Origin of the sequence: Pseudomonas sp. SJZ103, assembly GCF_007828335.1 — a bacterium.
GTDB lineage: Bacteria > Pseudomonadota > Gammaproteobacteria > Pseudomonadales > Pseudomonadaceae > Aquipseudomonas.
The window spans coordinates 65,238-89,820 of the sequence record NZ_VIUN01000010.1 but is presented as its reverse complement, the minus strand read 5'-3'; the positions used below and the strand labels follow the sequence as shown (position 1 = coordinate 89,820).

Genomic DNA, 24,583 nt, shown 5'->3' with positions numbered 1-24,583 from the left:
GGCACTTGGCCGGGGTTTGTGATGCATCCTTACAACCTTACTTCAACTTGGCAATCGCCGCGTTGAGGGTGTTGCTTGGGCGCATGGCCTTGCTGGTCAGCTCTGGGTTCGGCGCGTAGTAGCCGCCGATGTCCACTGGCTTGCCCTGTACGGCATTGAGCTCGGCAACGATGGTTGCTTCGTTCGCGGCCAGGGTCTTGGCCAGTTCGCTGAATTGACCTTGCAGTGCAGTGTCTTCGGTCTGGGCGGCCAGGGCTTGGGCCCAGTAAAGCGCCAGGTAGAAGTGGCTGCCGCGGTTGTCGATGTTGCCGACTTTGCGCGATGGCGACTTGTTGTTGTCGAGGAACTGGCCGGTGGCCTGGTCCAGGGTCTTGGACAGTACCAGGGCTTTCGGGTTGTTGTACGTCACACCCAAATGCTCGAGGGAAGCGGCCAGGGCCAGGAACTCGCCCAGGGAGTCCCAGCGCAGGAAGTTCTCTTCCAACAGCTGTTGCACGTGCTTCGGAGCCGAACCGCCGGCGCCGGTTTCGAACAGACCACCGCCATTCATCAGCGGCACGATCGACAGCATCTTGGCGCTGGTGCCCAGTTCCATGATCGGGAACAGGTCGGTCAGGTAGTCGCGCAGTACGTTGCCGGTCACCGAGATGGTGTCCAGGCCCTTGCGGGTGCGCTCCAGGGTGAACTTCATCGCGTCGACCGGCGACATGATGCGGATGTCCAGGCCTTCGGTGTTGTGGTCTTTCAGGTAAGCCTGAACCTTCTCGACAACAACGCCGTCATGTGCGCGCTTAGGGTCCAGCCAGAAGATGGCCGGGGTGTTGCTGGCGCGGGCACGGTTGACGGCCAGTTTGACCCAGTCCTGGATCGGCGCGTCTTGGGTCTGGCACATGCGGAAGATGTCGCCCGCCTCGACTTTCTGTTCCATCAGCAGGTTGCCCTTGCTGTCGGTCACGCGGACGACGCCGTCAGCCTTGACCTGGAAAGTCTTGTCGTGGGAACCGTACTCTTCGGCTTTTTTCGCCATCAGGCCAACGTTTGGCACGCTGCCCATGGTGGTAGGGTCGAAGGCGCCGTTGGCCTTGCACTCTTCGATCACCGCCTGGTAGATGGTGGCGTAGCAGCGGTCCGGGATCACGGCCTTGGTGTCGTGCAACTGGCCGTCGGTGCCCCACATTTTGCCGGAGTCACGGATCATGGCCGGCATCGAGGCGTCGACGATGACGTCGCTCGGCACGTGCAGGTTGGTGATGCCTTTGTCGGAGTTGACCATCGCCAGGGAAGGGCGGGCGGCGTAGACCGCCTGGATGTCAGCTTCGATCTGCGCTTGTTGCTCGGCAGGCAGGGCCTTGATGCGGGCGTACAGGTCGCCGATGCCGTTGTTCAGGTTGAAGCCGATCTGTGCCAGCACGTCTGCGTGCTTGGCCAGGGCGTCTTTATAGAACTCGGCAACGATCTGGCCGAACATGATCGGGTCGGAGACCTTCATCATGGTGGCTTTCAGGTGGACCGACAGCAGCACGCCTTGTTTCTTGGCGTCTTCGATTTCAGCGGCGATAAAGCTGCGCAGCGCGTTCTTGCTCAGTACGGCGCTGTCGATGATTTCGCCGGCCTTGACGTTGGTCTTTTCTTTCAGGGCGGTGGTGGTGCCGTCTTGGGCGACCAGCTCGATTTTGACCGCGTCAGCGGCTTCGATCTGTACGGCTTTTTCGCTGCCGTAGAAGTCGCCGTTGCTCATGTGGGCAACGTGGGACTTGGAGTCGGCAGCCCAGGCGCCCATCTTGTGCGGGTGCTTGCGAGCGTAGTTCTTGACCGACAGCGGCGCGCGGCGGTCGGAGTTGCCTTCGCGCAGTACCGGGTTCACGGCGCTGCCCTTGACCTTGTCGTAACGTGCACGGGTTTCTTTTTCCGCGTCGGTGGTTACGGTTTCCGGGTAGTCCGGCAGGGCATAGCCCTGGGCCTGCAGTTCCTTGATCGCCGCTTGCAGCTGAGGTGTCGAGGCGCTGATGTTAGGCAGCTTGATGATGTTGGCTTCAGGGGTAACGGCCAGGTCGCCCAGTTCGGCGAGGTGGTCCGGTACGGCCTTGGTGCCCAGTTGCTCGGGGAAGCTTGCGAGGATGCGCCCTGCGAGGGAGATGTCGCGGGTTTCCACGGCAATATCAGCGGAAGCGGTGAAGGCCTCTACGATAGGCAGCAGTGAATAGGTGGCGAGGGCTGGGGCTTCGTCGGTGAAGGTGTAGATGATCTTCGAGCGGGTGGGCATATTCGGATTAACTCTCTTCTTTGCTGAAAGCGTGCGCAGAAACTCGAGATGCGCCGGGTGGAGCGCGTTCGTTCAAAGTCATCCATGAGCGAAAGGTCGAGGTTTCTTCGCGGTGATGTTGGGTTGCATCAGTCGAGCGTCAAGCGGGTGGACTATTGTATTAGTCCTGCTTTGTAGCGGAGGGCCCTGTTCCAGAGCGGTCTGCCGTCGTGACTCTTTGGTCAGCGGCGGCATTATACATAGGTCGCTATGCTTACGCCGAGCCTTCATACAAAAGGTGTGTCGTCCATTGGTCTAAAGGTCGCAGGTACCGGATTACGCCTAAAGTCGCACGATGTGCTCAAGATTGGCGCTTTTCCCTTTGCTTTCAGGCTTGTAGGCGACAATTTATGCTGTTTTCGAGGCAAATGAGCATGGCGCGAGGTTTCAGTCGCCATTTATCTGGAGTAGGCTCGGACGCAGCCAGATGTTCAATCCATAGATGGAGTTCAGCATGGGATACAAGAAGATTCAGGTTCCGGCAGTCGGCGACAAAATCACCGTCAATGCAGACCATTCTCTCAATGTTCCTGACCAACCGATCATCCCTTATATCGAAGGTGACGGTATTGGCGTCGACATCAGCCCGGTGATGATCAAGGTGGTCGACGCAGCTGTTGAAAAGGCTTACGGCGGCAAGCGCAAAATCTCGTGGATGGAGGTGTACGCCGGCGAGAAGGCGACCCAAGTCTACGACCAGGACACCTGGCTGCCCCAGGAAACCCTGGATGCGGTCAAGGATTACGTGGTGTCCATCAAGGGTCCGCTGACCACCCCGGTCGGCGGCGGCATTCGTTCGTTGAACGTGGCCCTGCGTCAGCAACTCGACCTCTACGTGTGCCTGCGCCCGGTGCGCTGGTTCGAGGGTGTGCCCAGCCCGGTCAAGAAGCCAGGCGACGTGGACATGACCATCTTTCGCGAAAACTCCGAAGATATTTACGCCGGGATCGAGTGGAAGGCCGGCTCGCCGGAAGCGACAAAGGTCATCAAGTTCCTCAAGGAGGAAATGGGCGTTACCAAGATTCGTTTCGACCAGGATTGCGGCATTGGTATCAAGCCGGTATCGCTGGAAGGCACCAAGCGCCTTGCGCGCAAGGCCCTGCAGTATGTAGTGGATAACGATCGCGACTCGCTGACCATCGTGCACAAAGGCAACATCATGAAGTTCACCGAAGGGGCCTTCAAGGAGTGGGCCTACGAAGTGGCGGCTGAGGAGTTCGGTGCGACCCTGCTGGATGGCGGTCCGTGGATGCAGTTCAAGAACCCGAAGACCGGCAAGAATGTCGTGGTCAAGGATGCCATCGCCGATGCCATGCTCCAGCAGATCCTGCTGCGTCCGGCTGAGTATGACGTGATCGCGACCCTCAACCTGAACGGCGACTACCTGTCCGACGCCCTCGCGGCAGAGGTGGGTGGTATTGGTATCGCTCCGGGTGCCAACCTGTCCGACACCGTGGCCATGTTCGAGGCGACCCACGGTACCGCGCCCAAGTATGCGGGCAAGGACCAGGTCAATCCGGGCTCATTGATCCTGTCGGCGGAAATGATGCTGCGTCATATGGGCTGGACCGAAGCGGCAGACCTGATCATCAAGGGTACCAACGGCGCTATCTCGGCCAAGACGGTGACTTATGACTTCGAGCGCCTGATGGATGGCGCGAAGCTGGTGTCGTCGTCGGGCTTTGGGGATGCGCTGATTTCGCATATGTAAAGGTGTGTCACAAAAAAACCGGCCATCCCAAGTCGATTGGGTGGCCGGTTTTTTATCGCATTTCACTCGCTTCGCGGGGGTCAGGCCGTTTGTTTCTTTTCTTTATGAGCGGTTGATGGCGTGTTTTTCTCATGTGTTTCAGCTTTCACTGCATCGATATTCACGGCGTGCAGCCCTTTCGGTCCTTGAATGATTTCAAAGCTCACAGCTTGGCCAGCCTTCAGCGTTTTATACCCATCCATGATAATCGCTGAGTAGTGCGCAAAAAGGTCCTCGGTTTTACCCTCTTCATTAACAAAACCATATCCCTTGGCATTGTTGAACCACTTGACCTTGCCACTGATCTTGACGCCAGACATACCCATATCCCTCTGCACCAGACTCCATCACTGGAGTATCATCCAGTTTATCCGTCCTAACCCGAATAAATAAGGTTGACTGCGCGGACCTTTTTTACCCACTGTGGGTTCTATTGGTTGTAACACCGATTTGCCGATAGTCAAGGCGACCGGGTGGTCAGGAGTTGAAATTCTGACAGGTCGCCCCCACCACTGTATTTGAACCACTGACGAACCTTTCTTTCCATGCATGCAATCAGCCAGATTCGACTAACATTCAATCAGGATCGACCGGATCACGAACACGATGACGACGGTTCTGCAGGCATTGCTGTTCAGGAGGCCAAGCCTGCTTTACAGGCGCCGCCGATGTACAAGGTGGTTTTGTTCAACGATGACTACACACCGATGGATTTCGTGGTCGAAGTGCTCGAGGTGTTTTTTAACCTGAACCGCGAGTTGGCGACCAAGGTAATGCTGGCCGTTCACACAGAAGGACGGGCAGTATGTGGAGTGTTTACCCGTGACATCGCCGAGACAAAGGCTATGCAGGTCAACCAGTACGCCAGGGAAAGCCAGCATCCGCTACTCTGTGAAATCGAGAAGGACGGTTAACGCCGACCACTTGGGTATGAGGTGAAGCTATGTTAAACCGCGAGCTCGAAGTCACCCTCAATCTTGCCTTCAAGGAGGCTCGTTCGAAGCGTCATGAATTCATGACCGTCGAACACCTGCTGCTGGCACTTTTGGATAACGAAGCTGCCGCCACGGTTCTGCGTGCGTGCGGCGCCAACCTCGACAAACTCAAGCATGACCTGCAGGAGTTTATCGACTCCACCACGCCACTGATCCCCGTGCATGACGAGGACCGCGAAACCCAGCCAACCCTGGGCTTCCAGCGGGTATTGCAGCGTGCTGTTTTCCACGTACAGAGCTCCGGTAAGCGTGAAGTCACGGGCGCCAATGTGCTTGTGGCGATCTTCAGCGAACAGGAAAGCCAGGCAGTGTTCCTGCTCAAGCAGCAGAGCGTTGCCCGTATTGATGTCGTCAACTACATCGCCCACGGTATCTCCAAGGTGCCTGGGCACGGCGATCATTCCGAGGGTGAGCAGGATATGCAGGACGACGAGGGCGGTGAGTCCTCTTCTTCAAGCAACCCGCTGGATGCCTATGCCAGCAACCTCAATGAGCTGGCGCGCCAGGGGCGGATCGATCCGTTGGTGGGGCGTGAACTCGAGGTCGAGCGTGTAGCGCAGATCCTTGCGCGCCGTCGCAAGAACAATCCGTTGCTGGTGGGTGAGGCGGGCGTGGGTAAGACCGCGATTGCCGAAGGCCTGGCCAAGCGCATCGTCGACAACCAGGTGCCGGACCTGCTGGCCAACAGTGTCGTCTACTCCCTTGACCTGGGCGCGTTGCTCGCCGGGACCAAGTACCGTGGCGATTTCGAGAAGCGTTTCAAGGCCCTGCTCGGCGAGCTGAAAAAACGCCCGCAGGCGATCCTGTTCATCGACGAGATCCACACCATCATTGGTGCCGGCGCGGCATCCGGTGGGGTGATGGATGCTTCCAACCTGCTCAAGCCGTTGCTGTCGTCGGGTGATATCCGCTGCATCGGTTCGACCACCTTCCAGGAATTCCGTGGCATCTTCGAGAAAGACCGTGCCCTGGCGCGTCGCTTCCAGAAAGTCGACGTGTCCGAGCCCTCGGTTGAAGACACCATCGGCATTCTGCGCGGGCTCAAGGGGCGTTTTGAAGCGCACCACGGCATCGAGTACACCGATGAGGCGCTGCGTGCGGCCGCTGAGCTGGCGTCGCGCTACATCAATGACCGGCACATGCCGGACAAGGCCATCGACGTGATCGACGAGGCAGGGGCCTACCAGCGCCTGCAGCCGGTCGAGAAGCGTGTGAAGCGCATCGACGTACCTCAGGTCGAGGACATTGTCGCGAAAATCGCGCGGATTCCGCCAAAACACGTCAACAGTTCCGACAAGGAGCTGCTGCGTAACCTTGAGCGCGACCTCAAGCTCACCGTGTTCGGCCAGGACGCGGCGATCGACGCGTTGTCCACCGCGATCAAGCTGTCGCGTGCGGGCCTCAAGTCGCCGGACAAGCCTGTCGGTTCGTTCCTGTTCGCCGGTCCTACCGGTGTCGGCAAGACCGAGGCGGCACGGCAATTGGCCAAGGCCATGGGGATCGAGCTGGTGCGCTTCGACATGTCCGAATACATGGAGCGTCACACTGTGTCGCGCCTGATCGGTGCGCCTCCGGGCTATGTCGGTTTCGACCAGGGCGGCCTGTTGACCGAAGCGATCACCAAGCAGCCACATTGCGTACTGCTGCTCGATGAGATCGAGAAGGCCCACCCGGAAGTCTTCAACCTGCTGCTGCAGGTGATGGACCACGGGACCCTGACCGACAACAACGGGCGCAAGGCGGACTTCCGCAATGTCATCGTGATCATGACCACCAACGCCGGTGCCGAGACGGCCGCGCGGGCTTCGATCGGCTTTACTCATCAGGATCACTCGTCTGATGCGATGGAAGTGATCAAGAAGAGCTTCACGCCGGAGTTCCGCAACCGTCTGGACACCATTATCCAATTTGGTCGCCTCAGCCATGAGGTCATCAAGAGTGTGGTGGACAAGTTCCTCACCGAGCTTCAGGCGCAGTTGGAAGACAAGCGCGTGCAGCTGGATGTCACGGAAGCGGCGCGCAGCTGGATCGCCGAAGGTGGCTACGATGCGGCAATGGGCGCTCGCCCAATGGCGCGTCTGATCCAGGACAAGATCAAGCGGCCACTGGCCGAAGAGATCCTGTTTGGCGAGCTTTCCGACCATGGTGGCGTGGTGCATATCGACCTGAAGGATGGCGAGCTGACCTTTGAGTTCGAAACCACGGCTGAAATGGCCTGATCGTTCTGCAGTAACACAAAAGGCGCCGCAAGGCGCCTTTTTGCTGTCTTGAAATGCAATTGTCAGAACAATGAAGATCCAGTGTGGGAGGGGGCAAGCCCCTCCCACAGGAACCCTCGGTGTTTGAGAAATCCCGCGCACACAAAAACGCCCGGCATAACCGGGCGTTTTGTATTGACTTGCTTAGCGAGCGCGGTAAGTGATGCGCCCTTTGCTCAAGTCATAGGGCGTCAGCTCGACGCGCACTTTGTCACCGGTAAGAATACGAATGTAGTTCTTGCGCATCTTGCCGGAGATATGCGCGGTTACGACGTGCCCATTTTCCAACTCCACACGAAACATGGTGTTGGGCAGGGTGTCGACGACAGTGCCTTCCATTTCGAAGCTGTCTTCTTTCGACATGCAGTAAAGCCCTCGGTATCCAGTGAATGGCCCGGTGCAACTGCGCCAGGCAAAAGCGGCGTGCATTGTGCCCGAAAAAGGGTGTTTAAGCCAAGGGGTTCTAGTTAAGCGTGACCCATCTTTGATTAATCAGCAGTTCTATGGGGCGATATTGGGTCTTGTAGTTCATCTTTTTGCAGTTCTTGATCCAGTATCCGAGGTACACTGCCTCGAGTTCCAGGCGCAGTGCTTCACCGATTTGCCAGAGGATCGCGAAACGCCCGAGGCTACGCCGCTCTTCGGCCGGCTCGTAGAAGGTATAGACCGCTGACAGGCCGTTAGGCAGCAAATCGGTCACGGCGACGGCCACCAGGCGGCCGTCCGCGCGAAATTCGTAGAAGCGTGAGAACGGCAGGTCACGCACCAGGAAGGTGGAAAATTGGTCGCGGCTCGGTGGGAACATATCGCCGTCGGCGTGGCGCTGCTCGATATAGCGCTGGTACAGGTCGAAGTATTCTTCGGTGAATCGTGGTTTGGCAGCCGTCACCGTCAAGTCGGCGTTGCGCTTGAGGATGCGTTTCTGATTGCGGTCCGGTAGAAACTGCGCCACGGGGATGCGTGCCGGCACGCAGGCATTGCAGTTCTGGCAGTGGGGCCGGTACAGATGATCGCCGCTGCGCCGAAAACCCATTTCCGAGAGATCGGCATACACGTGCACATCCATTGGCTGGCTGGGGTCGAGGAACAGCGTGGTGGCCTGCTCGTCGGGCAGATAGCTGCAAGAGTGGGGTTGAGTGGCATAAAACTTCAAACGCGCCAACTCGGTCATGATCAACCCTCGGATAAGCTTTGAAATAAGTGTAAGCCAGGTGCGCGGATGTCGCCTAAGAAACCCATGGCCCGCAATTGCGTTGGTCCAGGTGGTCGCGTAGGAAGCCGGCAAATTCACTGCGAGGAATGGCGCGAGCACCCAGGCTATGCAGGTGATCATTGGGCATTTGGCAATCGATCAGTGCAAAGCCCCAGGCCTGTAGTTGCCGTGTGAGTGTAGCGAAGCCGAATTTTGAGGCATTGTCGGCACGGCTGAACATGGATTCGCCAAAAAACAGCTGGCCCATCGCCAGGCCATACAGTCCGCCCACCAGCACGCCCTCGTCCCATACCTCGACCGAGTGCGCATAGCCGCGCTGATGCAGTTCCAGGTAGGCGCGCTGGATACCTTCGGTGATCCAGGTGCCATCAGCATACGCGCGCGGCGCGGCGCACGCTTGGATGACGGCGGCAAAGTCCTGGTCGAAGGTCACGGTGTAGCGCTGCTGGCGCAATAGTTTGCCCAGGCTGCGGGAGACATGCAGTTCGTCGGGGAATATCACGGTGCGCGGGTCCGGCGACCACCAGAGGATCGGCTGGCCCTCGGAGAACCAGGGAAAGCAGCCGTGGCGGTAGGCTTGCACCAGTCGTTCGGCCGACAGGTCGCCACCGGCGGCGAGCAGGCCATTGGGTTCGCGCATGGCCTTGGCCAGCGGGGGGAATGTCAGTGAGTCGCGTTGTAACCAGGTCAGCATGGCATCCAGGCTTACGGAAGGGGAGGGGAGTGGCAGGCGGATCGCCTGCCCCAAGGGGTGTGATTATTGTCGACGCAGCGCTGTGGGGCCAGTCCGAATCGGCTGTTGACGTGCATAAGCATGAGCGGGTGTTTCTGCAACTCTCTGCGTGAGGCGTGGTCGTAATCGGGTCTGGCCCATGCAGGCCATTTGCCAAGCTTGCCTGGATTGGTAAAAACAGCTCATAAGCCTTTGTCAGCAAAGACAATGCATGCTCAAATTGAACATGTTGTGACACGCAATTGGCTATGCTGCTCTAAGAAAGCCAAGTGGCGTGGCAACAGGAACACAAACCCGTACAATGCGGCCATTGTGGCGTTATCGCCATTTCATCCAGCAATCGCCCAGTGTTAAAAGTAGATTCCACGACGTTCGTTCATTTTTCAGCTGCTCGGATTGGGCAGTATTTGCACTTATTCAACAGATGGACGCGCTAACAGGCGCAGGAAAAGACCCGTTTTGAAGAAATCCGCCGCAACACCTAAAGCAGCCATCGTGCCGGCCTGGCGTCAGCACCTGCACTATCGACTCAAGGAAGGCGCGCTGATCGCTATCGGCGCCCTGTGCCTGTTCCTGATGATGGCCTTGCTCACCTATGGCAAGGACGATCCGGGCTGGAGCCACAACAGCAAGATCGAAGACGTGCAGAACTTCGGTGGGCCTGCCGGCTCCTACAGCGCCGATATCCTGTTCATGGTGCTGGGTTATTTCGCTTACATTTTCCCCTTGCTGCTGGCGATCAAGACCTGGCAGATCTTCCGCCAGCGCCACGAGCCGTGGCAGTGGAGCGGCTGGCTGTTTTCCTGGCGCCTGATCGGCCTGGTGTTCCTGGTGCTGTCGGGTGCCGCCCTGGCGCATATTCATTTCCATGCACCCACCGGCCTGCCGGCGGGCGCGGGCGGGGCGCTGGGCGAAAGCCTCGGCGACCTGGCGCGCAAGACCCTGAATATCCAGGGCAGCACCCTGATGTTCATCGCGCTGTTCCTGTTCGGCCTCACGGTGTTCACCGACCTGTCGTGGTTCAAGGTGATGGACGTGACCGGTAAGATCACCCTTGACCTGCTGGAGTTGTTCCAGGGCGCCGCCAACCGTTGGTGGGCCGCCCGTGTCGAGCGCAAGCGCATGGTGGCGCAACTGCGCGAAGTCGACACCCGCGTCAACGAAGTGGTGGCCCCAAGCACACCGGACCGCCGTGAGCAGGCCAAGGTCAAGGAACGCCTGATCGAACGCGAGCAGGCCCTGAGCAAGCACATGTCGGACCGCGAGAAGCAGGTGCCGCCGGTAATCGCCCCGGCGCCGCCCAAGCCGGCCGAGCCTAGCCACCGCGTGCAGAAAGAGAAACAGGCGCCGTTGTTTGTCGACAGCGCCGTGGAAGGCACCTTGCCGCCGATCTCGATCCTCGACCCGGCCGAAAAGAAACAACTCAACTATTCCCCCGAGTCCCTGGCGGCCGTCGGCCATTTGCTGGAAATCAAACTCAAGGAGTTCGGCGTCGAAGTGTCGGTGGACTCGATTCACCCCGGCCCGGTGATTACCCGTTACGAAATCCAGCCGGCCGCTGGCGTAAAAGTCAGCCGCATTTCCAACCTGGCCAAAGACCTGGCGCGCTCCCTGGCCGTGACCAGCGTGCGCGTGGTGGAAGTGATCCCCGGCAAGACCACCGTGGGTATCGAGATTCCCAACGAAGACCGCCAGATCGTGCGGTTCTCCGAAGTGCTGTCGACGCCCGAGTACGACAACTTCAAGTCGCCGGTCACCCTGGCCCTGGGCCACGACATCGGCGGCAAGCCGGTGATCACCGACCTTGCAAAAATGCCTCACCTGCTCGTGGCCGGTACCACCGGTTCGGGTAAATCGGTGGGCGTGAACGCGATGATCCTGTCGATCCTGTTCAAGTCCGGCCCGGAAGACGCCAAGCTGATCATGATCGACCCGAAGATGCTCGAGCTGTCGATCTACGAAGGCATTCCGCACCTGCTCTGCCCTGTGGTCACCGACATGAAGGACGCCGCCAACGCCCTGCGCTGGAGCGTTGCCGAGATGGAACGCCGCTACAAGCTGATGGCGAAGATGGGCGTGCGTAACCTGTCAGGCTTCAACGCCAAGGTCAAGGAAGCCCAGGACGCCGGCACGCCGCTGACCGACCCGCTGTACAAGCGCGAAAGTATCCATGACGAAGCACCGCTGCTGAGCAAGCTGCCGACCATCGTGGTCGTGGTCGATGAGTTTGCCGACATGATGATGATCGTCGGCAAGAAGGTCGAAGAGCTGATCGCGCGTATCGCCCAGAAGGCGCGGGCGGCCGGTATTCACTTGATCCTCGCCACCCAGCGTCCGTCGGTGGACGTGATCACCGGCCTGATCAAGGCCAACATCCCGACCCGCATGGCGTTCCAGGTGTCGAGCAAGATCGACTCACGGACCATCATCGACCAGGGCGGCGCCGAGCAACTGCTGGGCCACGGTGACATGCTCTACATGCCGCCCGGCACCAGTCTGCCGATCCGCGTTCACGGCGCCTTCGTGTCCGATGATGAAGTACACCGCGTGGTGGAAGCCTGGAAGCTGCGTGGCGCGCCCGAATACAACGACGACATCCTTGCCGGTGTCGAAGAGGCCGGCAGTGGCTTCGACGGTGGCAGCAGCGGTGGTGACGATGATGCCGAGACCGATGCGCTGTACGACGAAGCGGTAGCCTTCGTGCTGGAAAGCCGCCGTGCCTCGATTTCTGCGGTGCAGCGCAAGCTCAAGATTGGCTACAACCGCGCCGCGCGCATGATCGAGGCTATGGAAAACGCTGGCGTCGTCACCGCAATGAACACCAACGGCTCGCGCGAAGTCCTTGCTCCTGGGCAGGCGCGCGACTGATTCCGTGCCGCGTGGCAGCACGCGGCGCGCCCTTACGACTCAATGAGGACTCCCATGCGTCTTATCCGCATGCTGTTGTTGCCGGCACTGGCCCTGACCGCTGTTTCGGCCCACGCTGACCCGGCCTCCGTTGCCAGCCTGAAAAACCTGTTGGACAAATCCCAGACCCTGACTGCGCGCTTCTCCCAGCTCACGCTGGATGCCGGCGGTACCCAGTTGCAGGAAACCGCTGGCGAGATGGCCGTGCAGCGCCCAGGGCTGTTCTACTGGCACACGGAAGGCAAGGCCGAGCAGACCATCGTCTCGGACGGCCAGAAAGTCACCCTGTGGGACCCGGACCTGGAGCAGGCGACCATCAAGAAGCTGGACCCGCGCCTGAACCAGACTCCGGCGCTGCTGCTCTCGGGCGACGTGTCGAAAATCAACGACAGCTTCGACATCACCTCCAAGCAGACCAGCAACGTGATCGAGTTCACCCTCAAGCCGAAATCCAAGGACACGCTGTTTGACACGTTGTCCCTGTCGTTCGGCAACGGTGTGATCAATAACATGCGCCTGGTCGACAGCGTCGGTCAGCGCACCGATATCCTGTTCTCCGGGGTCAAGGCCAACCAGCCGGTACCGGCGTCCAAGTTCAAGTTCGACATCCCCAAGGGTGCCGACGTGATCCAGGAATAAACTCCCCAGAGGTTTCAAGCGCTGCCCATGGATCTGTTTCGAAGTGACCCGATTGCCCAGCCTTTGGCCGCGCGCTTGCGCTCGACCAACCTGGATGAGTACGTCGGTCAGGAACACCTGCTCGCTCGCGGCAAGCCGTTGCGCGAAGCCCTGGAGCAGGGTGCGCTGCACTCGATGATTTTCTGGGGGCCGCCGGGCGTGGGTAAGACCACCCTGGCGCGGCTGCTGGCAAAGGTCTCGGATGCGCACTTCGAAACGGTCTCGGCCGTGCTGGCCGGGGTCAAGGAGATCCGCCAGGCCGTCGAGGTGGCCAAACAGCAGGCCGGGCAGTACGGCAAGCGCACCATCCTGTTTGTCGATGAAGTGCATCGCTTCAACAAGTCGCAGCAGGATGCATTCCTGCCCTATGTCGAGGACGGCACGCTGATTTTTATCGGTGCGACCACCGAGAACCCTTCCTTCGAATTGAATAACGCCTTGCTCTCGCGTGCGCGGGTCTATGTGCTTAAAAGCCTGGACGAAGCCGCGATGCAAAAGCTGTTGCACCGCGCCCTGAGCGAAGACAAGGGTCTGGGCAAGCGCCAGCTGAGTCTCAGCGACGAAGGCTTCAAGATCCTGCTTACCGCCGCCGACGGCGACGGTCGGCGCTTTCTCAACCTGCTGGAGAACGCCTCCGACCTGGCCGAAGACGGCAGCGAGATTGGCGTCGACCTGCTGCAAAGCCTGCTCGGCGATACGCGTCGGCGGTTCGACAAGGGCGGCGAAGCCTTCTACGACCAGATTTCGGCGCTGCACAAGTCCGTGCGCGGCTCCAACCCGGACGGCGCGCTGTATTGGTTTGCGCGCATGATCGACGGCGGCTGCGACCCGCTGTACCTGGCGCGGCGCGTGGTGCGCATGGCCAGTGAAGACATCGGCAACGCCGACCCGCGCGCCCTGAGCCTGTGCCTGGCTGCATGGGAGGTGCAGGAGCGCCTCGGCAGCCCGGAGGGTGAGCTGGCGGTGGCCCAGGCCATCACGTACCTGGCGTGCGCGCCGAAAAGCAATGCGGTGTACATGGGCTTCAAGTCCGCCCTGCGTGCCGCCGCTGAACATGGTTCCCTCGAAGTGCCGCTGCACCTGCGCAACGCGCCGACCAAGTTGATGAAACAACTGGGCTACGGTGATGAATACCGCTATGCCCATGATGAGCCGGACGCTTATGCCGCCGGCGAAGACTATTTCCCCGACGAGCTTGAGCCGCAGCCGTTCTACCAGCCGGTGCCCCGTGGCCTGGAGCTGAAGATCGGTGAAAAGCTCAATCACCTCGCCCAACTCGACCGCCTCAGCCCCAAACAGCGGAGAAAGTAGTGCTCAAGACGATTCTTGCCGTGTCCGCAGCCGGCATCGCTGGTACATTATTGCGTTTCGCCACCAGTACGTGGGTGAGCGCCAATTGGCCGAAGCATTTTTATGCGGCGACCCTGGCGGTCAACCTGGTGGGTTGCCTGATCATCGGGTTGCTGTACGGCTGGTTCCTGTTGCGCCCGGAAGTACCGATTGAAATTCGCACCGGCTTGATTGTCGGTTTTGTAGGCGGTCTGACGACCTTTTCATCCTTTTCACTGGATACGCTGCGCCTGCTGGAAAGCGGGCAGGCCCTGGTCGCCTTCGGGTACCTGGGCATCAGCGTGTTCGGCGGGCTGCTCGCCACCTGGGCTGGCCTGTCCTTGACCAAACTTTGATAAACGAGAGACCGACATGCTCGATTCCAAACTGTTACGTAGCAACCTTCAGGACGTAGCGGACCGCCTGGCATCCCGTGGCTTTGCCTTGGATGTTGCGCGCATCGAAGCGCTGGAAGAACAGCGCAAGACCGTCCAGACCCGCACCGAAGCACTGCAGGCTGAGCGTAATGCGCGTTCCAAATCCATCGGTCAGGCCAAGCAAAGTGGCGAAGACATCGCACCGTTGATGGCGGACGTCGAGCGCATGGGCACCGAGCTGTCCGACGGCAAGGTCGAGCTGGAAGGCATTCAGTCCGAGCTGGATTCGATCCTGCTGGGCATCCCCAACCTGCCGCATGAGTCCGTGCCGATTGGCGAAGACGAAGACGGCAACGTCGAAGTGCGCCGCTGGGGCACGCCAACGGCCTTTGATTTCGAGATCAAGGACCACGTCGCCCTGGGCGAATTGACCGGTGGCCTGGATTTCGAAACCGCCGCCAAAATGTCCGGTGCGCGCTTTGCCTTGCTGCGCGGCCCGATCGCACGCATGCACCGTGCGCTGGCGCAGTTCATGATCAACCTGCACACCGGCGAGCACGGTTACGAAGAGGCTTACACCCCGTACCTGGTGCAGGCGCCGGCGCTGATGGGCACCAGCCAGCTGCCGAAGTTCGAGGAAGACCTGTTCAAGATCAGCCGCGATGGCGAAGCCGATCTGTACCTGATCCCGACCGCCGAAGTGTCGCTGACCAATATCGTTGCCGGCGAGATCCTCGATGCCAAGCAACTGCCGCTCAAGTTCGTCGCCCACAGCCCGTGCTTCCGCAGTGAAGCCGGCGCCTCGGGTCGTGACACCCGCGGCATGATCCGCCAGCACCAGTTCGACAAGGTCGAGATGGTGCAAGTGGTTGAGCCGTCGACCTCCATGGAAGCCCTGGAAGGCCTGACCGCCAACGCCGAACGCGTCCTGCAGCTGCTGGAGCTGCCGTACCGCGTCCTGGCGCTGTGCACCGGCGACATGGGCTTCAGCGCCGTGAAGACCTACGACCTCGAAGTGTGGGTACCCAGCCAGGACAAATACCGCGAGATTTCGTCGTGCTCCAACTGCGGTGATTTTCAGGCCCGGCGCATGCAGGCGCGTTTCCGTAACCCGGAAACCGGCAAGCCGGAACTGGTGCACACCCTCAACGGTTCGGGCCTGGCTGTAGGTCGCACCCTGGTGGCGGTGCTGGAAAACTACCAGCAGGCTGACGGTTCGATCCGCGTGCCTGAGGTGCTCAAGCCTTACATGGCGGGCGTTGAGGTCATCCGCTAAATGGAATTTCTGCCGCTGTTTCATAACCTGCGCGGCAGTCGTGTGCTGGTCGTCGGTGGGGGGGAGATTGCCTTGCGCAAATCCCGTCTGCTGGCTGACGCCGGCGCAGTGCTGCGGGTGGTTGCTCCCCAGATCGAAGACCAGTTGTGTGAATTGGTGCAGGGCAGTGGCGGGGAAATGATTCTGCGCGGTTATCAGGAGGCTGACCTTGAAGGCTGCACCCTGATTATCGCGGCGACCGACGACGAGCCACTGAATGCGCAAGTGTCCAGTGACGCCAAGCGTCGTTGCGTACCGGTCAATGTGGTGGACGCGCCGGCCTTGTGCAGCGTGATCTTCCCGGCGATTGTCGACCGCTCGCCCTTGGTGATCGCGGTGTCCAGCGGCGGCGATGCGCCTGTGCTGGCGCGCTTGATCCGCGCCAAGCTGGAAACCTGGATTCCGTCCACCTACGGCCAGTTGGCCGGGCTGGCGGCTCGGTTTCGTGCCCAGGTCAAAGGCTTGTACCCGGATGTGCAGCAGCGTCGGGCATTCTGGGAAGAAGTGTTCCAGGGTCCGATTGCCGACCGTCAGTTGGCCGGGCAGGGCGATGAGGCTGAGCGTCTGTTGATCGAAAAGGTCAACGGCGCGCCGCCTTATGCGCCGGGCGAGGTGTATCTGGTAGGTGCCGGCCCGGGCGACCCGGACCTGCTGACCTTCCGTGCCCTGCGGCTGATGCAGCAAGCCGATGTGGTGCTGTACGACCGCCTGGTGGCGCCGGCCATTCTGGAGCTGTGCCGTCGTGATGCCGAGCGTATCTACGTCGGTAAACGCCGCGCCGACCACGCCGTGCCGCAGGACCAGATCAACCAGCAACTGGTGGACCTGGCCAAGCAAGGCAAGCGCGTGCTGCGCCTCAAGGGTGGCGATCCGTTCATCTTTGGCCGTGGCGGTGAAGAAATCGAAGAACTGGCGGCCCATGGCATCCCGTTCCAGGTGGTGCCGGGTATCACCGCAGCCAGTGGTTGCGCGGCGTACGCCGGGATTCCGCTGACCCATCGTGACTATGCGCAGTCGGTACGCTTTATCACCGGGCACTTGAAGAATGGGACGTCGGACCTGCCTTGGAGTGACCTGGTAGGGCCGTCGCAGACCTTGGTGTTCTACATGGGCTTGATTGGCTTGCCGATCATCTGTGAGCAACTGATCAAGCACGGTCGCGCCGCGGATACCCCGGCGGCGTTGATCCAGCAGGGCACCACGTCCAACCAGCGCGTGTTTACCGGCACCCTGGCGGACCTGCCGCGCATGGTGGCGGAGCATGAAGTGCATGCGCCGACCTTGGTGATTGTCGGTGAGGTGGTGGTGTTGCGCGAGAAGCTGAAGTGGTTTGAAGGCGCCCAGTCACAAGTCTGAGCACCTGCACACACATCAACTGTAGGAGCGAGCTTGCTCGCGAAAATCGTCAACGATAACGCGCCCATCCTGAATGCACGCGGTGTTTTTGAGTTCTTCGCGAGCAAGCTCGCTCCTACGGGTTTTGTATCAGCTCCAAACGCCTTTGCTGGTTAGCTTCACTCGATCATGCCCGGCATCAAACGCCTGTAACGGCCCCTTCGGCACAATCCCCGTCGGGTTGATGGTGCGGTGGCTCGCATAGTAATGCCCCTTGATGTGCTCAAAATCCACCGTCTCGGCCACGCCCGGCCACTGATACATCTCCCTCAGCCAGTTCGACAAGTTCGGATAATCGGCAATCCGCCGCACATTGCATTTGAAGTGGCTGTAATACACCGCATCAAAACGAATCAGCGTGGTGAACAACCGCACATCCGCCTCGGTCAGGTACTCGCCGGCCAGGTAGCGGTGGTCGCCCAAGTGCTGTTCCAGATGGTCCAGTTCGGCAAACACATCATCAAACGCGCTTTCATACGCTTTTTGTGAGGTGGCAAAGCCTGCGCGATACACGCCATTGTTCACGGCCGGGTAGATCCGCTCGTTCAGCTCATCGATGGTCGCCCGCAGCGGCTCGGGGTAGAAGTTCAGGGTGTTGCCGGTCAGCCCGTTGAACGCGCTGTTGAACATGCGGATGATCTCCGCCGATTCATTGCTGACGATGCGGTTGAGCTGCTTGTCCCACAGCACCGGCACGGTGACGCGGCCGGTGTAGTCGGCGGTGTCGGCGGTATAGCGCTGGTGCATGAATTCGAAACCATCGAGCTTATCGCCGGTGGATCCGTGGGATTTGTCGAAGGTCCAGCCGTTTTCCAGCATCAGCCAGCTGACCACGGACACGTCGATCAAGCTTTCCAGGCCCTTGAGCTTGCGCAGGATCAGGGTGCGGTGGGCCCATGGACAAGCCAGGGACACATAGAGGTGGTAGCGACCGGCCTCGGCCTTGAAGCCGCCTTCGCCGCTGGGCCCGGGGTGGCCATCGGCGGTCACCCAGTGGCGGCGCTGTGCCTGTTCCCGCTGGAAAGCGCCATCTGCACTACTTTCGTACCACTGGTCTTTCCAGCGTCCTTCGATCAGCAAACCCATGACTGGCTCCTTGACTAATAAGCGTTGGAGCCCAGTCTAAAGGGATGAGTTCGAACTAAAAGCGCAAAGACCGGGCGCGAATCATCGATTAAATCGATTTGTCCCGCGCATCCCAGTAGTGCCGGGCCAATTCGAACGCCTGTTCCCGTGAGTGGCCGAGGCCGCGCAAGGCCAGGGCCATGGTGGCGATCAGCGCCAGTTGCGGGTAGCTGTCCTCTACGTCGCCGCGCCATACCGCCTTCAAGTGTTCAGGCTCCAGGGTTGCCGGCTTGACGTGGCGCTGGTCGGAGAGGGCGGGCCATTCTTCATCCCAGCTTTCGCCACCGGTGGTGCCGTAGAGGTGGCTGATGGTGTCAGGGTTGATCTCGACTTCGCCGCCGTCGCCCTTCACCACGATCACATGGTCGCCAAGCAGGCCGCTGGCATCGCGGTGCACACCTTGGTAGCCCGGGTGGAAAATGCTTTGCAGGCCGCAGCGCGCATTCAGCGGGTTGAGCAGGCGCGCCAGGGAGTGGATCGGCGAGCGCAGGCCCAGGGTGTTGCGCAGGTCGATCATGCGTTGCAGTTGCGGCGCCCAATCGCCCAGCGGGATAAACGCCAGGTTGCCTTGCTCAAACGCGGTCCCGACCTGCTGCCAATTGCGGCACAGCGGGATTTGCAGGGTTTGCAGCAATTGTTCGGTGTACAGCCGGCCCGCCGTGTGTGCGCCGCCGCCGTGCATGAGGATGCGCACACCATTTTGCGCCAGGCACTTGGCGGCCAGCAGGAACCAAGGCAGGTGGCGCTTCTTGCCGGCGTAGGTCGGCCAGTCGACATCCACATTCAGTGCCGGGGCGTTCAGGCGTTCACGCACGGCTTCGGTAAAACCGGCGAGTTCTTCGGGGCTTTCTTCCTTGTGGCGCAGCAGCATCAGGAAGGCGCCGAGCTGGGTGTCTTCGACTTTTTCGTCGAGCAGCATGCCCATGGCTTCACGGGCCTCGTCGCGGGTGAGGTTGCGCGCGCCGCGCTTGCCTTTGCCCAGGATGCGCACGAACTGCGCAAACGGATGCTCGGCAGGGGTTTCAAGGGTCAGTGGGGCAAAGTCGGTCATAAGCAATTCGTCGGCCGGGGCAGGCCCGCCAGCTTGGCGGCGAGTTTGGCGGGAGTGCCGTTGAACAGTGTGTTGAGGTGCAGGCTGTTGCCCTTCTGCGGGCCGAGCTTCAAGGCGGTGTACTTGATCAGCGGGCGCGTGGCGGGGGACAGCTGGAATTCGGCATAGAACTGGCGCAGCAGTTCGAGGATCTGCCAATGATCCGGGGTCAATTCCAGGCCTTCGGCGGCGGCCAGGGCGTTGGCCACTTCAGGGGACCATTCGTTCAGGTCGACGAGGTAACCGTCCTTGTCCAGATCCAGGGTGCGCGCGCCTACGGTCAGGGTGTTCATAGCCAGGTGTTGACCTTGCTGTACTCGAGCGACAGCTGCACGAAACCCGGGTAGTCCACGCTGTCGGCCCAGTCGGGTAGCGGCAGATTGCGCGCTTGCATGTCTTCGGCCAACACAAAGACCTTCACCCCCTTGGTGTGCAGGGCCGGGTTGTGCAGCCCATAGGCGCCATCGCCGCAGAGCAGGATCGCATCCTCGGCGCCACAGATACGCAGGCAGCTGTCGAGGCGGTTATCAGTAAAAGGAGAGTGAGACACCACATGTAAAGTCGACATCAGAGGGTTATCACCTGGTCGTAACGGTCAATCAGCCTGGAGATCGCTTCGCTGTCCAGCGGCTGGGCATTGGACGGCTGCGTCAGCCCGCGCTCACCCAGGCTGTGGTTGCAGGCGAACATGTCATCGATGCCGAACAGGCCCAATGCCTGCAGGTTGGCGCTGAGGTCTTTTTGCTGCACGGCCTTGGCGTCCTGGTGCGGCGCCAGTTGGAACACGCCGTCATCCATGAACAGCACGCCGATCGGCAGATCAAACGCGCCCCCGGCCAGCACTATATCCAGCGCTTCGCGCGCGCTCGGCCCGGACCATGGCGCCTGGCGGCTGATCACTAACAAGGATTTGGACATGTCACGGCCCTCCAAAACAGATCAGGCGGTCGGCGGCCTGGGCGGCGTCATGCAATTGCCCCAGGCCCGATAACGCCCAGGGTGCATCCAGGTTGACCGCGCTGCGTTGATAGCGCGTGGCTTCTTCCTGGTTAAGCACGCCACGGCGCAAGGCGGCAGCGATGCACACCACGCCGTCGAGCTGATGTGTGCTGACAAACTCACGCCATTGGCGGGCGATGTCCTGCTCATCCTGGGGGGCAACGATGTTATTGGAGGCGCTGTAGACGCCGTCCTGATAGAAAAACAGCCGCACAATCTCATGCCCGCCGGCCAACGCCGCCTGTGCAAACAGCAGGGCGCGGCGCGAGGAGGGCGCGTGGGCGGCGGAAAACAGTGCAATCGCAAACTTCATGGAACTCTCTGCAAGCAAACGTGGGCCAATGATAAAGCCGCCGCCACGAAAAAGCCCGCCATGATCAAAACGGTCACCTTCGATGATCGTTCTGACGATTGCCGGTAGGCGCCAGGCTGCCTAGTCTGTGTGAATTCGAAACCCAAATGGAGTCCCCATGTCAGGTCCCTTGGCGTTCCTCAAAGTGCTGGATTTTTCCACCTTGCTGCCTGGCCCGTTCGCATCGTTGATGCTGGCGGACATGGGCGCCGAGGTACTGCGGATCGAATCCCCCACGCGCGTGGACCTGCTGCGGGTGCTGCCGCCCCATGACCAGGGGACTTCGGCCAGCCATGCCTACCTTAATCGCAATAAACGCAGCCTGGCGCTGGATTTGAAACAGCCCGAAGGGCTGGAGATCGTGCGCGAACTGGTCAAGGACTACGACATTGTCCTCGAACAATTTCGCCCCGGGGTGATGGAGCGCCTGGGCCTGGGTTACGAGGCGCTGAAGGCGATCAACCCGCGGCTGATTTATGTGTCGATTACCGGTTACGGCCAGACCGGGCCCTATAAGGATCGCGCCGGGCATGACATCAATTATCTGGCGTTGGCCGGGGTGGCCAGCTACACCGGGCGCCAGGACAGCGGACCGTTGCCACTGGGCGTGCAGTTGGCGGACGTGGGCGGCGGTTCGCTGCATGCGGTGGTGGGGCTGCTCGCTGCCGTCATCGCCCGGCAGCAAAGTGGGGTCGGACAATACCTGGATGTGAGCATGACCGATTGCTCGTTCAGCCTGAATGCCATGGCCGGCGCGGGTTACCTGGCGTGTGGTGTGGAGCCGGAATGGGAGGGCCATGTGCTCAATGGTGGGAGTTTCTACGATTACTACCGCTCGCGAGATGGGCGCTGGATGTCGGTGGGCAGCCTGGAACCGGCTTTCATGCAGCCGTTGTGTGAAGCGTTGGGGCGCCCGGAGTTGGCCGCGCAGGGCTTGAAGCCTGAGCAGCAGCCGGCGCTTAAGCAGGCCTTGCAGGTAGAGTTCGAGAAGCGCAGTTTCGAGGAATTGTGCGAGCTGTTTGCCGGGGTGGATGCCTGCGTGGAGCCTGTGCTGACGCTCAGCGAAGCCGTGGCCCATCCGCAGTTGAAGGCGCGGGCGCTGGTCAGCGAGGTGCCCAGGGGGGATGGCTCGAGCCAGGCGCAGATTGCCTGCCCGTTGAAGTTTTCGGAAGGGTTGCCAGCCCCCCGGCACATTGGCGTCGTCGTGGGCGCGCACAGTGATGAAGTGTTGGCGGAGCTGGGCTTGAGCCCGCAGCGCATCAGCGAGCTGCGCAGCTCCAAGGTGATTATGTAGTGGCTGGGCGGACGCTATCGGGAGCAAGCCCCCTCCCACATTCAGGCCTGTGAATACGATCAAAATGTAGGAGGGAGCTTGCTCCCGATGAGGCCTTTATTCCACCCTGGTTTCGCCGGTAAACACCAATGTCTGCCGACAGCGCCGACACAGGTACCGCCGCCCCTGAGCCACCATGCCATGGCGCTGCGATGAGAACGGAAAGTCACTCTCGGCACATGGGCAACGGTAGATATAGCGGGTCACCTGGCGACGCTTCACGGCATAGGTGTGGCAACGATCCGGCGGCAGTTCGTAAACCCCGCGCATGATCAGTTGCCATTCCTCACCATGGGGCTGGATTCGCTCGCCAAACAATTGGTGGGCAATCAGGTGCGCCACCTCATGGGCCACGGTCTGTTTCAGGAAGTGTTGGCTGTTTTCTCGGTACAACTGTGGGTTGAAGCGCAGCAGGTTCTCGTGCAAATGCGCGACACCGGCCTTCTGGCCCCGCAGCTTGAGGCTGACCTGGGGGCGTTTGAAGCTTCGTTTGAAAAAGGATTCGGCTTGCAGGAAACAATCTTCGACGCGGGTATTGAGTTGCTCGGGCATGCTGTACATATCTCCAGAGACGTCCAGTATGCCGCAAAACCGAGTGTTTCCGAATCTGTCAGGCGCCGAATGGTCATCCATCACGTACAAAGCCACCTTGCGGTGGCCTTGCCTTCACCATTGAACGGTCAGTTAGTGTAGATCGGTCCTACGCCCAGTCCCCAGACAATCACGGTAAACGCCATGATCGCCACCAGCACCACCAGCCCTACGGCCAGTATCGAACTGGAAAACAGGAAGCCTTCATCCGGGTCGATGCTCATGAAGGTCGGTACGCCGACATACAGCAGGTACACCGTGTAGCAAATCGCTGCAGTGCCCACCACCATGCCCAGCCACATATGCGGGTAGAGCGCCGCCAGCCCGCCGATAAACAACGGTGTCGCAGTGTAGGTGGCAAAGGCCACGCACCGCGCCATGCTGGGGTTGGCATCGTAAGTGCGGGCCATCCAGTGAATGAACGCACCCATCACCGCCACGCCGCCGAGCATGGCCGCATACGACATGAGGGTCATCCACAGCGCACTTTCCTGGGTCAACATGACCGGGGAGCGGTTGCCGATGACCCAGCCGACCTGGGTGGTACCGATAAAGGCTGATACGGCGGGGATCGCCGCGAGAATCAGGGTGTGAGTGAGGTACATGTGGCCGATGCTTTCTTCTTTATCGCCACGAATTTCCCGCCATTCCTGGTCGGGATGGGTAAACAGCCCCACGACGTGATGGATCATGCCAGTCACTCCTGTCGTTATTACCATCGCCCCCCATCGGAGCGCCTACGGGCCAAATGGCCACAAAGGTCTGGATATATGTGTGCGACCTCAAGTCGCAGTATAGGAAGGGATGACCGGAATAACTGTAGGGCCTTTAGAGCAAATTGCGCTGTAAACATCGGGCCTAATCGCGGCGGGGTCTTTTACTGTTAGCCCTTTAGCTGTTTTTTTTGCGTAAAATACCCGGCTTTTCGTCACATACCTCCAGCGGATCCAAGCGCCATGGGCACTCTTACGGTCAACCAGAACAAACTGCAAAAACGCCTGCGCCGTCTGGCCGGTGAGGCGGTCGCCGATTTCAATATGATCGAGGATGGCGACAAGGTCATGGTCTGCCTCTCCGGCGGCAAAGACAGCTACACCATGCTCGACGTGCTGCTGCACCTGCAAAAGGTCGCGCCGATCAAGTTCGAGATCGTCGCCGTTAACATGGACCAGAAACAGCCGGGCTTCCCCGAGCACGTGCTGCCGGCCTACCTCAAGGCGCTGGGCGTCGAATACCACATCGTCGAAAAAGACACCTACTCGGTGGTCAAGGAACTGGTGCCTGAAGGCAAGACCACCTGCTCGCTGTGCTCGCGCCTGCGCCGTGGCACGCTCTACACCTTTGCCGATGAGATCGGTGCGACCAAGATGGCCCTGGGTCATCACCGCGACGATATCGTCGAGACCTTCTTCCTCAATATGTTCTTCAACGGCTCGCTCAAGGCCATGCCGCCCAAGCTGCGTGCCGATGACGGGCGCAACGTGGTGATCCGCCCGCTGGCGTATTGCAACGAGAAGGACATCCAGGCCTACTCCGACCTCAAGCAATTCCCGATCATCCCGTGCAACCTGTGCGGCTCCCAGGAAAACCTGCAGCGCCAGGTAGTCAAGGAAATGCTGGTGGAGTGGGAGCGCAAGACGCCAGGGCGTACCGAAAGTATCTTCCGCAGCCTGCAGAACGTGCAGCCGTCGCAATTGGCCGACCGCAACCTGTTCGACTTCACCAGCCTCAAAATTGATGAGACTGCCGCGTCGCGCTTCGTCAATGTTGTGAACCTCTGAGCTCATTCAACGCTCTGACACACGGCGCTTGCGGGCGCCGTTTTCAATTCAATTGCCAGC

General features: G+C 60.2%; 24 protein-coding genes. 11 read left to right on the top strand and 13 right to left on the bottom strand.

The genetic code is table 11. The features are described from left to right. Window positions 1-37: 37 nt before the first annotated feature. Window positions 38-2,263, bottom strand: a complete 2,226-nt coding sequence (locus FBY10_RS20865) for an NADP-dependent isocitrate dehydrogenase (RefSeq protein WP_145337661.1) — start codon at window positions 2,261-2,263, stop codon at window positions 38-40. A gap of 493 nt (window positions 2,264-2,756) precedes the next feature. Here FBY10_RS20865 and icd point away from each other — a divergent pair, with 493 nt between their 5' ends. Next, window positions 2,757-4,013, top strand: coding sequence for an NADP-dependent isocitrate dehydrogenase (gene icd, locus FBY10_RS20860; RefSeq protein ID WP_027606337.1), 1,257 nt, complete (start codon window positions 2,757-2,759; stop codon window positions 4,011-4,013). An 80-nt stretch (window positions 4,014-4,093) separates the two neighbouring features. Here icd and cspD read toward each other — a convergent pair whose 3' ends face one another. After that, window positions 4,094-4,372: a cold shock domain-containing protein CspD gene (cspD, locus tag FBY10_RS20855; RefSeq protein WP_131698056.1), complete on the bottom strand. Its 279-nt coding sequence runs from the start codon at window positions 4,370-4,372 to the stop codon at window positions 4,094-4,096. A 225-nt stretch (window positions 4,373-4,597) separates the two neighbouring features. Here cspD and clpS point away from each other — a divergent pair, with 225 nt between their 5' ends. Both clpS and clpA read left to right on the top strand, forming a co-directional pair. After that, window positions 4,598-4,966 (top strand): ATP-dependent Clp protease adapter ClpS, encoded by a 369-nt coding sequence (gene clpS / locus FBY10_RS20850; protein WP_010567912.1) that lies wholly within the window; start codon window positions 4,598-4,600, stop codon window positions 4,964-4,966. Between the two features lie 29 nt (window positions 4,967-4,995). Further along, entirely contained in the window at window positions 4,996-7,266 is a 2,271-nt protein-coding gene (gene clpA / locus FBY10_RS20845; protein WP_053128508.1) for an ATP-dependent Clp protease ATP-binding subunit ClpA, read from the top strand. A 183-nt stretch (window positions 7,267-7,449) separates the two neighbouring features. Here the strand turns inward: clpA and infA are convergent, their stop codons facing one another. The 3 genes from infA to aat all read right to left on the bottom strand — a co-directional run bounded on the left by infA (window position 7,450) and on the right by aat (window position 9,212). Next, complete coding sequence (gene infA / locus FBY10_RS20840; protein WP_002553999.1) at window positions 7,450-7,668, bottom strand: translation initiation factor IF-1; 219 nt, start codon at window positions 7,666-7,668, stop codon at window positions 7,450-7,452. A 100-nt stretch (window positions 7,669-7,768) separates the two neighbouring features. Next, window positions 7,769-8,476, bottom strand: coding sequence for an arginyltransferase (locus FBY10_RS20835; RefSeq protein ID WP_053128509.1), 708 nt, complete (start codon window positions 8,474-8,476; stop codon window positions 7,769-7,771). A 55-nt stretch (window positions 8,477-8,531) separates the two neighbouring features. Next, window positions 8,532-9,212 carry a leucyl/phenylalanyl-tRNA--protein transferase gene (aat, locus tag FBY10_RS20830; RefSeq protein ID WP_131698055.1) on the bottom strand — a complete coding sequence of 227 codons (681 nt, stop codon included), beginning with the start codon at window positions 9,210-9,212 and terminating at the stop codon, window positions 8,532-8,534. Window positions 9,213-9,710: 498 nt separating this feature from the next. Here aat and FBY10_RS20820 point away from each other — a divergent pair, with 498 nt between their 5' ends. From FBY10_RS20820 to cysG, 6 genes are read left to right on the top strand one after another with little or no spacing between them, the layout of a single operon-like run. Next, entirely contained in the window at window positions 9,711-12,119 is a 2,409-nt protein-coding gene (locus FBY10_RS20820; RefSeq protein WP_131698054.1) for a DNA translocase FtsK, read from the top strand. 54 nt (window positions 12,120-12,173) lie between these two features. Next, entirely contained in the window at window positions 12,174-12,797 is a 624-nt protein-coding gene (lolA, locus tag FBY10_RS20815; protein WP_016975527.1) for an outer membrane lipoprotein chaperone LolA, read from the top strand. 27 nt (window positions 12,798-12,824) lie between these two features. Next, window positions 12,825-14,147, top strand: coding sequence for a replication-associated recombination protein A (locus tag FBY10_RS20810; protein ID WP_131698053.1), 1,323 nt, complete (start codon window positions 12,825-12,827; stop codon window positions 14,145-14,147). Then, window positions 14,147-14,521 (top strand): fluoride efflux transporter CrcB, encoded by a 375-nt coding sequence (crcB, locus tag FBY10_RS20805; RefSeq protein WP_131698052.1) that lies wholly within the window; start codon window positions 14,147-14,149, stop codon window positions 14,519-14,521. The genes FBY10_RS20810 and crcB overlap by 1 nt, the downstream gene beginning before the upstream one ends. 16 nt (window positions 14,522-14,537) lie before the next feature. Next, window positions 14,538-15,818 carry a serine--tRNA ligase gene (serS, locus tag FBY10_RS20800; RefSeq protein WP_145337662.1) on the top strand — a complete coding sequence of 427 codons (1,281 nt, stop codon included), beginning with the start codon at window positions 14,538-14,540 and terminating at the stop codon, window positions 15,816-15,818. Continuing rightward, a complete protein-coding gene (cysG, locus tag FBY10_RS20795) occupies window positions 15,819-17,213 on the top strand; it encodes a siroheme synthase CysG (protein ID WP_145337663.1) in 1,395 nt (464 codons plus the stop codon). It begins immediately after the preceding gene. 129 nt (window positions 17,214-17,342) lie between these two features. Here cysG and FBY10_RS20790 read toward each other — a convergent pair whose 3' ends face one another. The 6 genes from FBY10_RS20790 to tusD form a co-directional block, all read right to left on the bottom strand. Then, window positions 17,343-18,338, bottom strand: coding sequence for a glutathione S-transferase family protein (locus FBY10_RS20790; RefSeq protein WP_145337664.1), 996 nt, complete (start codon window positions 18,336-18,338; stop codon window positions 17,343-17,345). Window positions 18,339-18,426: 88 nt separating this feature from the next. After that, window positions 18,427-19,428, bottom strand: coding sequence for a glycosyl transferase family protein (locus FBY10_RS20785; protein WP_131698049.1), 1,002 nt, complete (start codon window positions 19,426-19,428; stop codon window positions 18,427-18,429). After that, window positions 19,425-19,760: a TusE/DsrC/DsvC family sulfur relay protein gene (locus FBY10_RS20780; RefSeq protein ID WP_131698048.1), complete on the bottom strand. Its 336-nt coding sequence runs from the start codon at window positions 19,758-19,760 to the stop codon at window positions 19,425-19,427. The genes FBY10_RS20785 and FBY10_RS20780 overlap by 4 nt, the downstream gene beginning before the upstream one ends. Next, window positions 19,757-20,035, bottom strand: a complete 279-nt coding sequence (tusB, locus tag FBY10_RS20775; RefSeq protein ID WP_131698047.1) for a sulfurtransferase complex subunit TusB — start codon at window positions 20,033-20,035, stop codon at window positions 19,757-19,759. The genes FBY10_RS20780 and tusB overlap by 4 nt, the downstream gene beginning before the upstream one ends. Then, window positions 20,035-20,385 (bottom strand): sulfurtransferase complex subunit TusC, encoded by a 351-nt coding sequence (tusC, locus tag FBY10_RS20770; RefSeq protein WP_145337665.1) that lies wholly within the window; start codon window positions 20,383-20,385, stop codon window positions 20,035-20,037. Before tusC ends, tusB begins: the two co-directional genes overlap by 1 nt. A 1-nt stretch (window position 20,386) precedes the next feature. Then, complete coding sequence (tusD, locus tag FBY10_RS20765) at window positions 20,387-20,779, bottom strand: sulfurtransferase complex subunit TusD (protein WP_145337666.1); 393 nt, start codon at window positions 20,777-20,779, stop codon at window positions 20,387-20,389. 157 nt (window positions 20,780-20,936) lie between these two features. Between tusD and FBY10_RS20760 the strand changes: the two genes are divergently transcribed. Continuing rightward, window positions 20,937-22,112: a CaiB/BaiF CoA-transferase family protein gene (locus tag FBY10_RS20760; protein ID WP_145337667.1), complete on the top strand. Its 1,176-nt coding sequence runs from the start codon at window positions 20,937-20,939 to the stop codon at window positions 22,110-22,112. A 96-nt stretch (window positions 22,113-22,208) separates the two neighbouring features. Here the strand turns inward: FBY10_RS20760 and FBY10_RS20755 are convergent, their stop codons facing one another. Next, entirely contained in the window at window positions 22,209-22,703 is a 495-nt protein-coding gene (locus FBY10_RS20755) for a SprT family zinc-dependent metalloprotease (protein WP_145337668.1), read from the bottom strand. 128 nt (window positions 22,704-22,831) lie between these two features. Beyond that, complete coding sequence (locus tag FBY10_RS20750) at window positions 22,832-23,434, bottom strand: Yip1 family protein (RefSeq protein ID WP_027606356.1); 603 nt, start codon at window positions 23,432-23,434, stop codon at window positions 22,832-22,834. A 264-nt stretch (window positions 23,435-23,698) separates the two neighbouring features. Between FBY10_RS20750 and ttcA the strand changes: the two genes are divergently transcribed. Beyond that, window positions 23,699-24,523 carry a tRNA 2-thiocytidine(32) synthetase TtcA gene (ttcA, locus tag FBY10_RS20745; RefSeq protein ID WP_053128530.1) on the top strand — a complete coding sequence of 275 codons (825 nt, stop codon included), beginning with the start codon at window positions 23,699-23,701 and terminating at the stop codon, window positions 24,521-24,523. Window positions 24,524-24,583 lie beyond the last annotated feature (60 nt).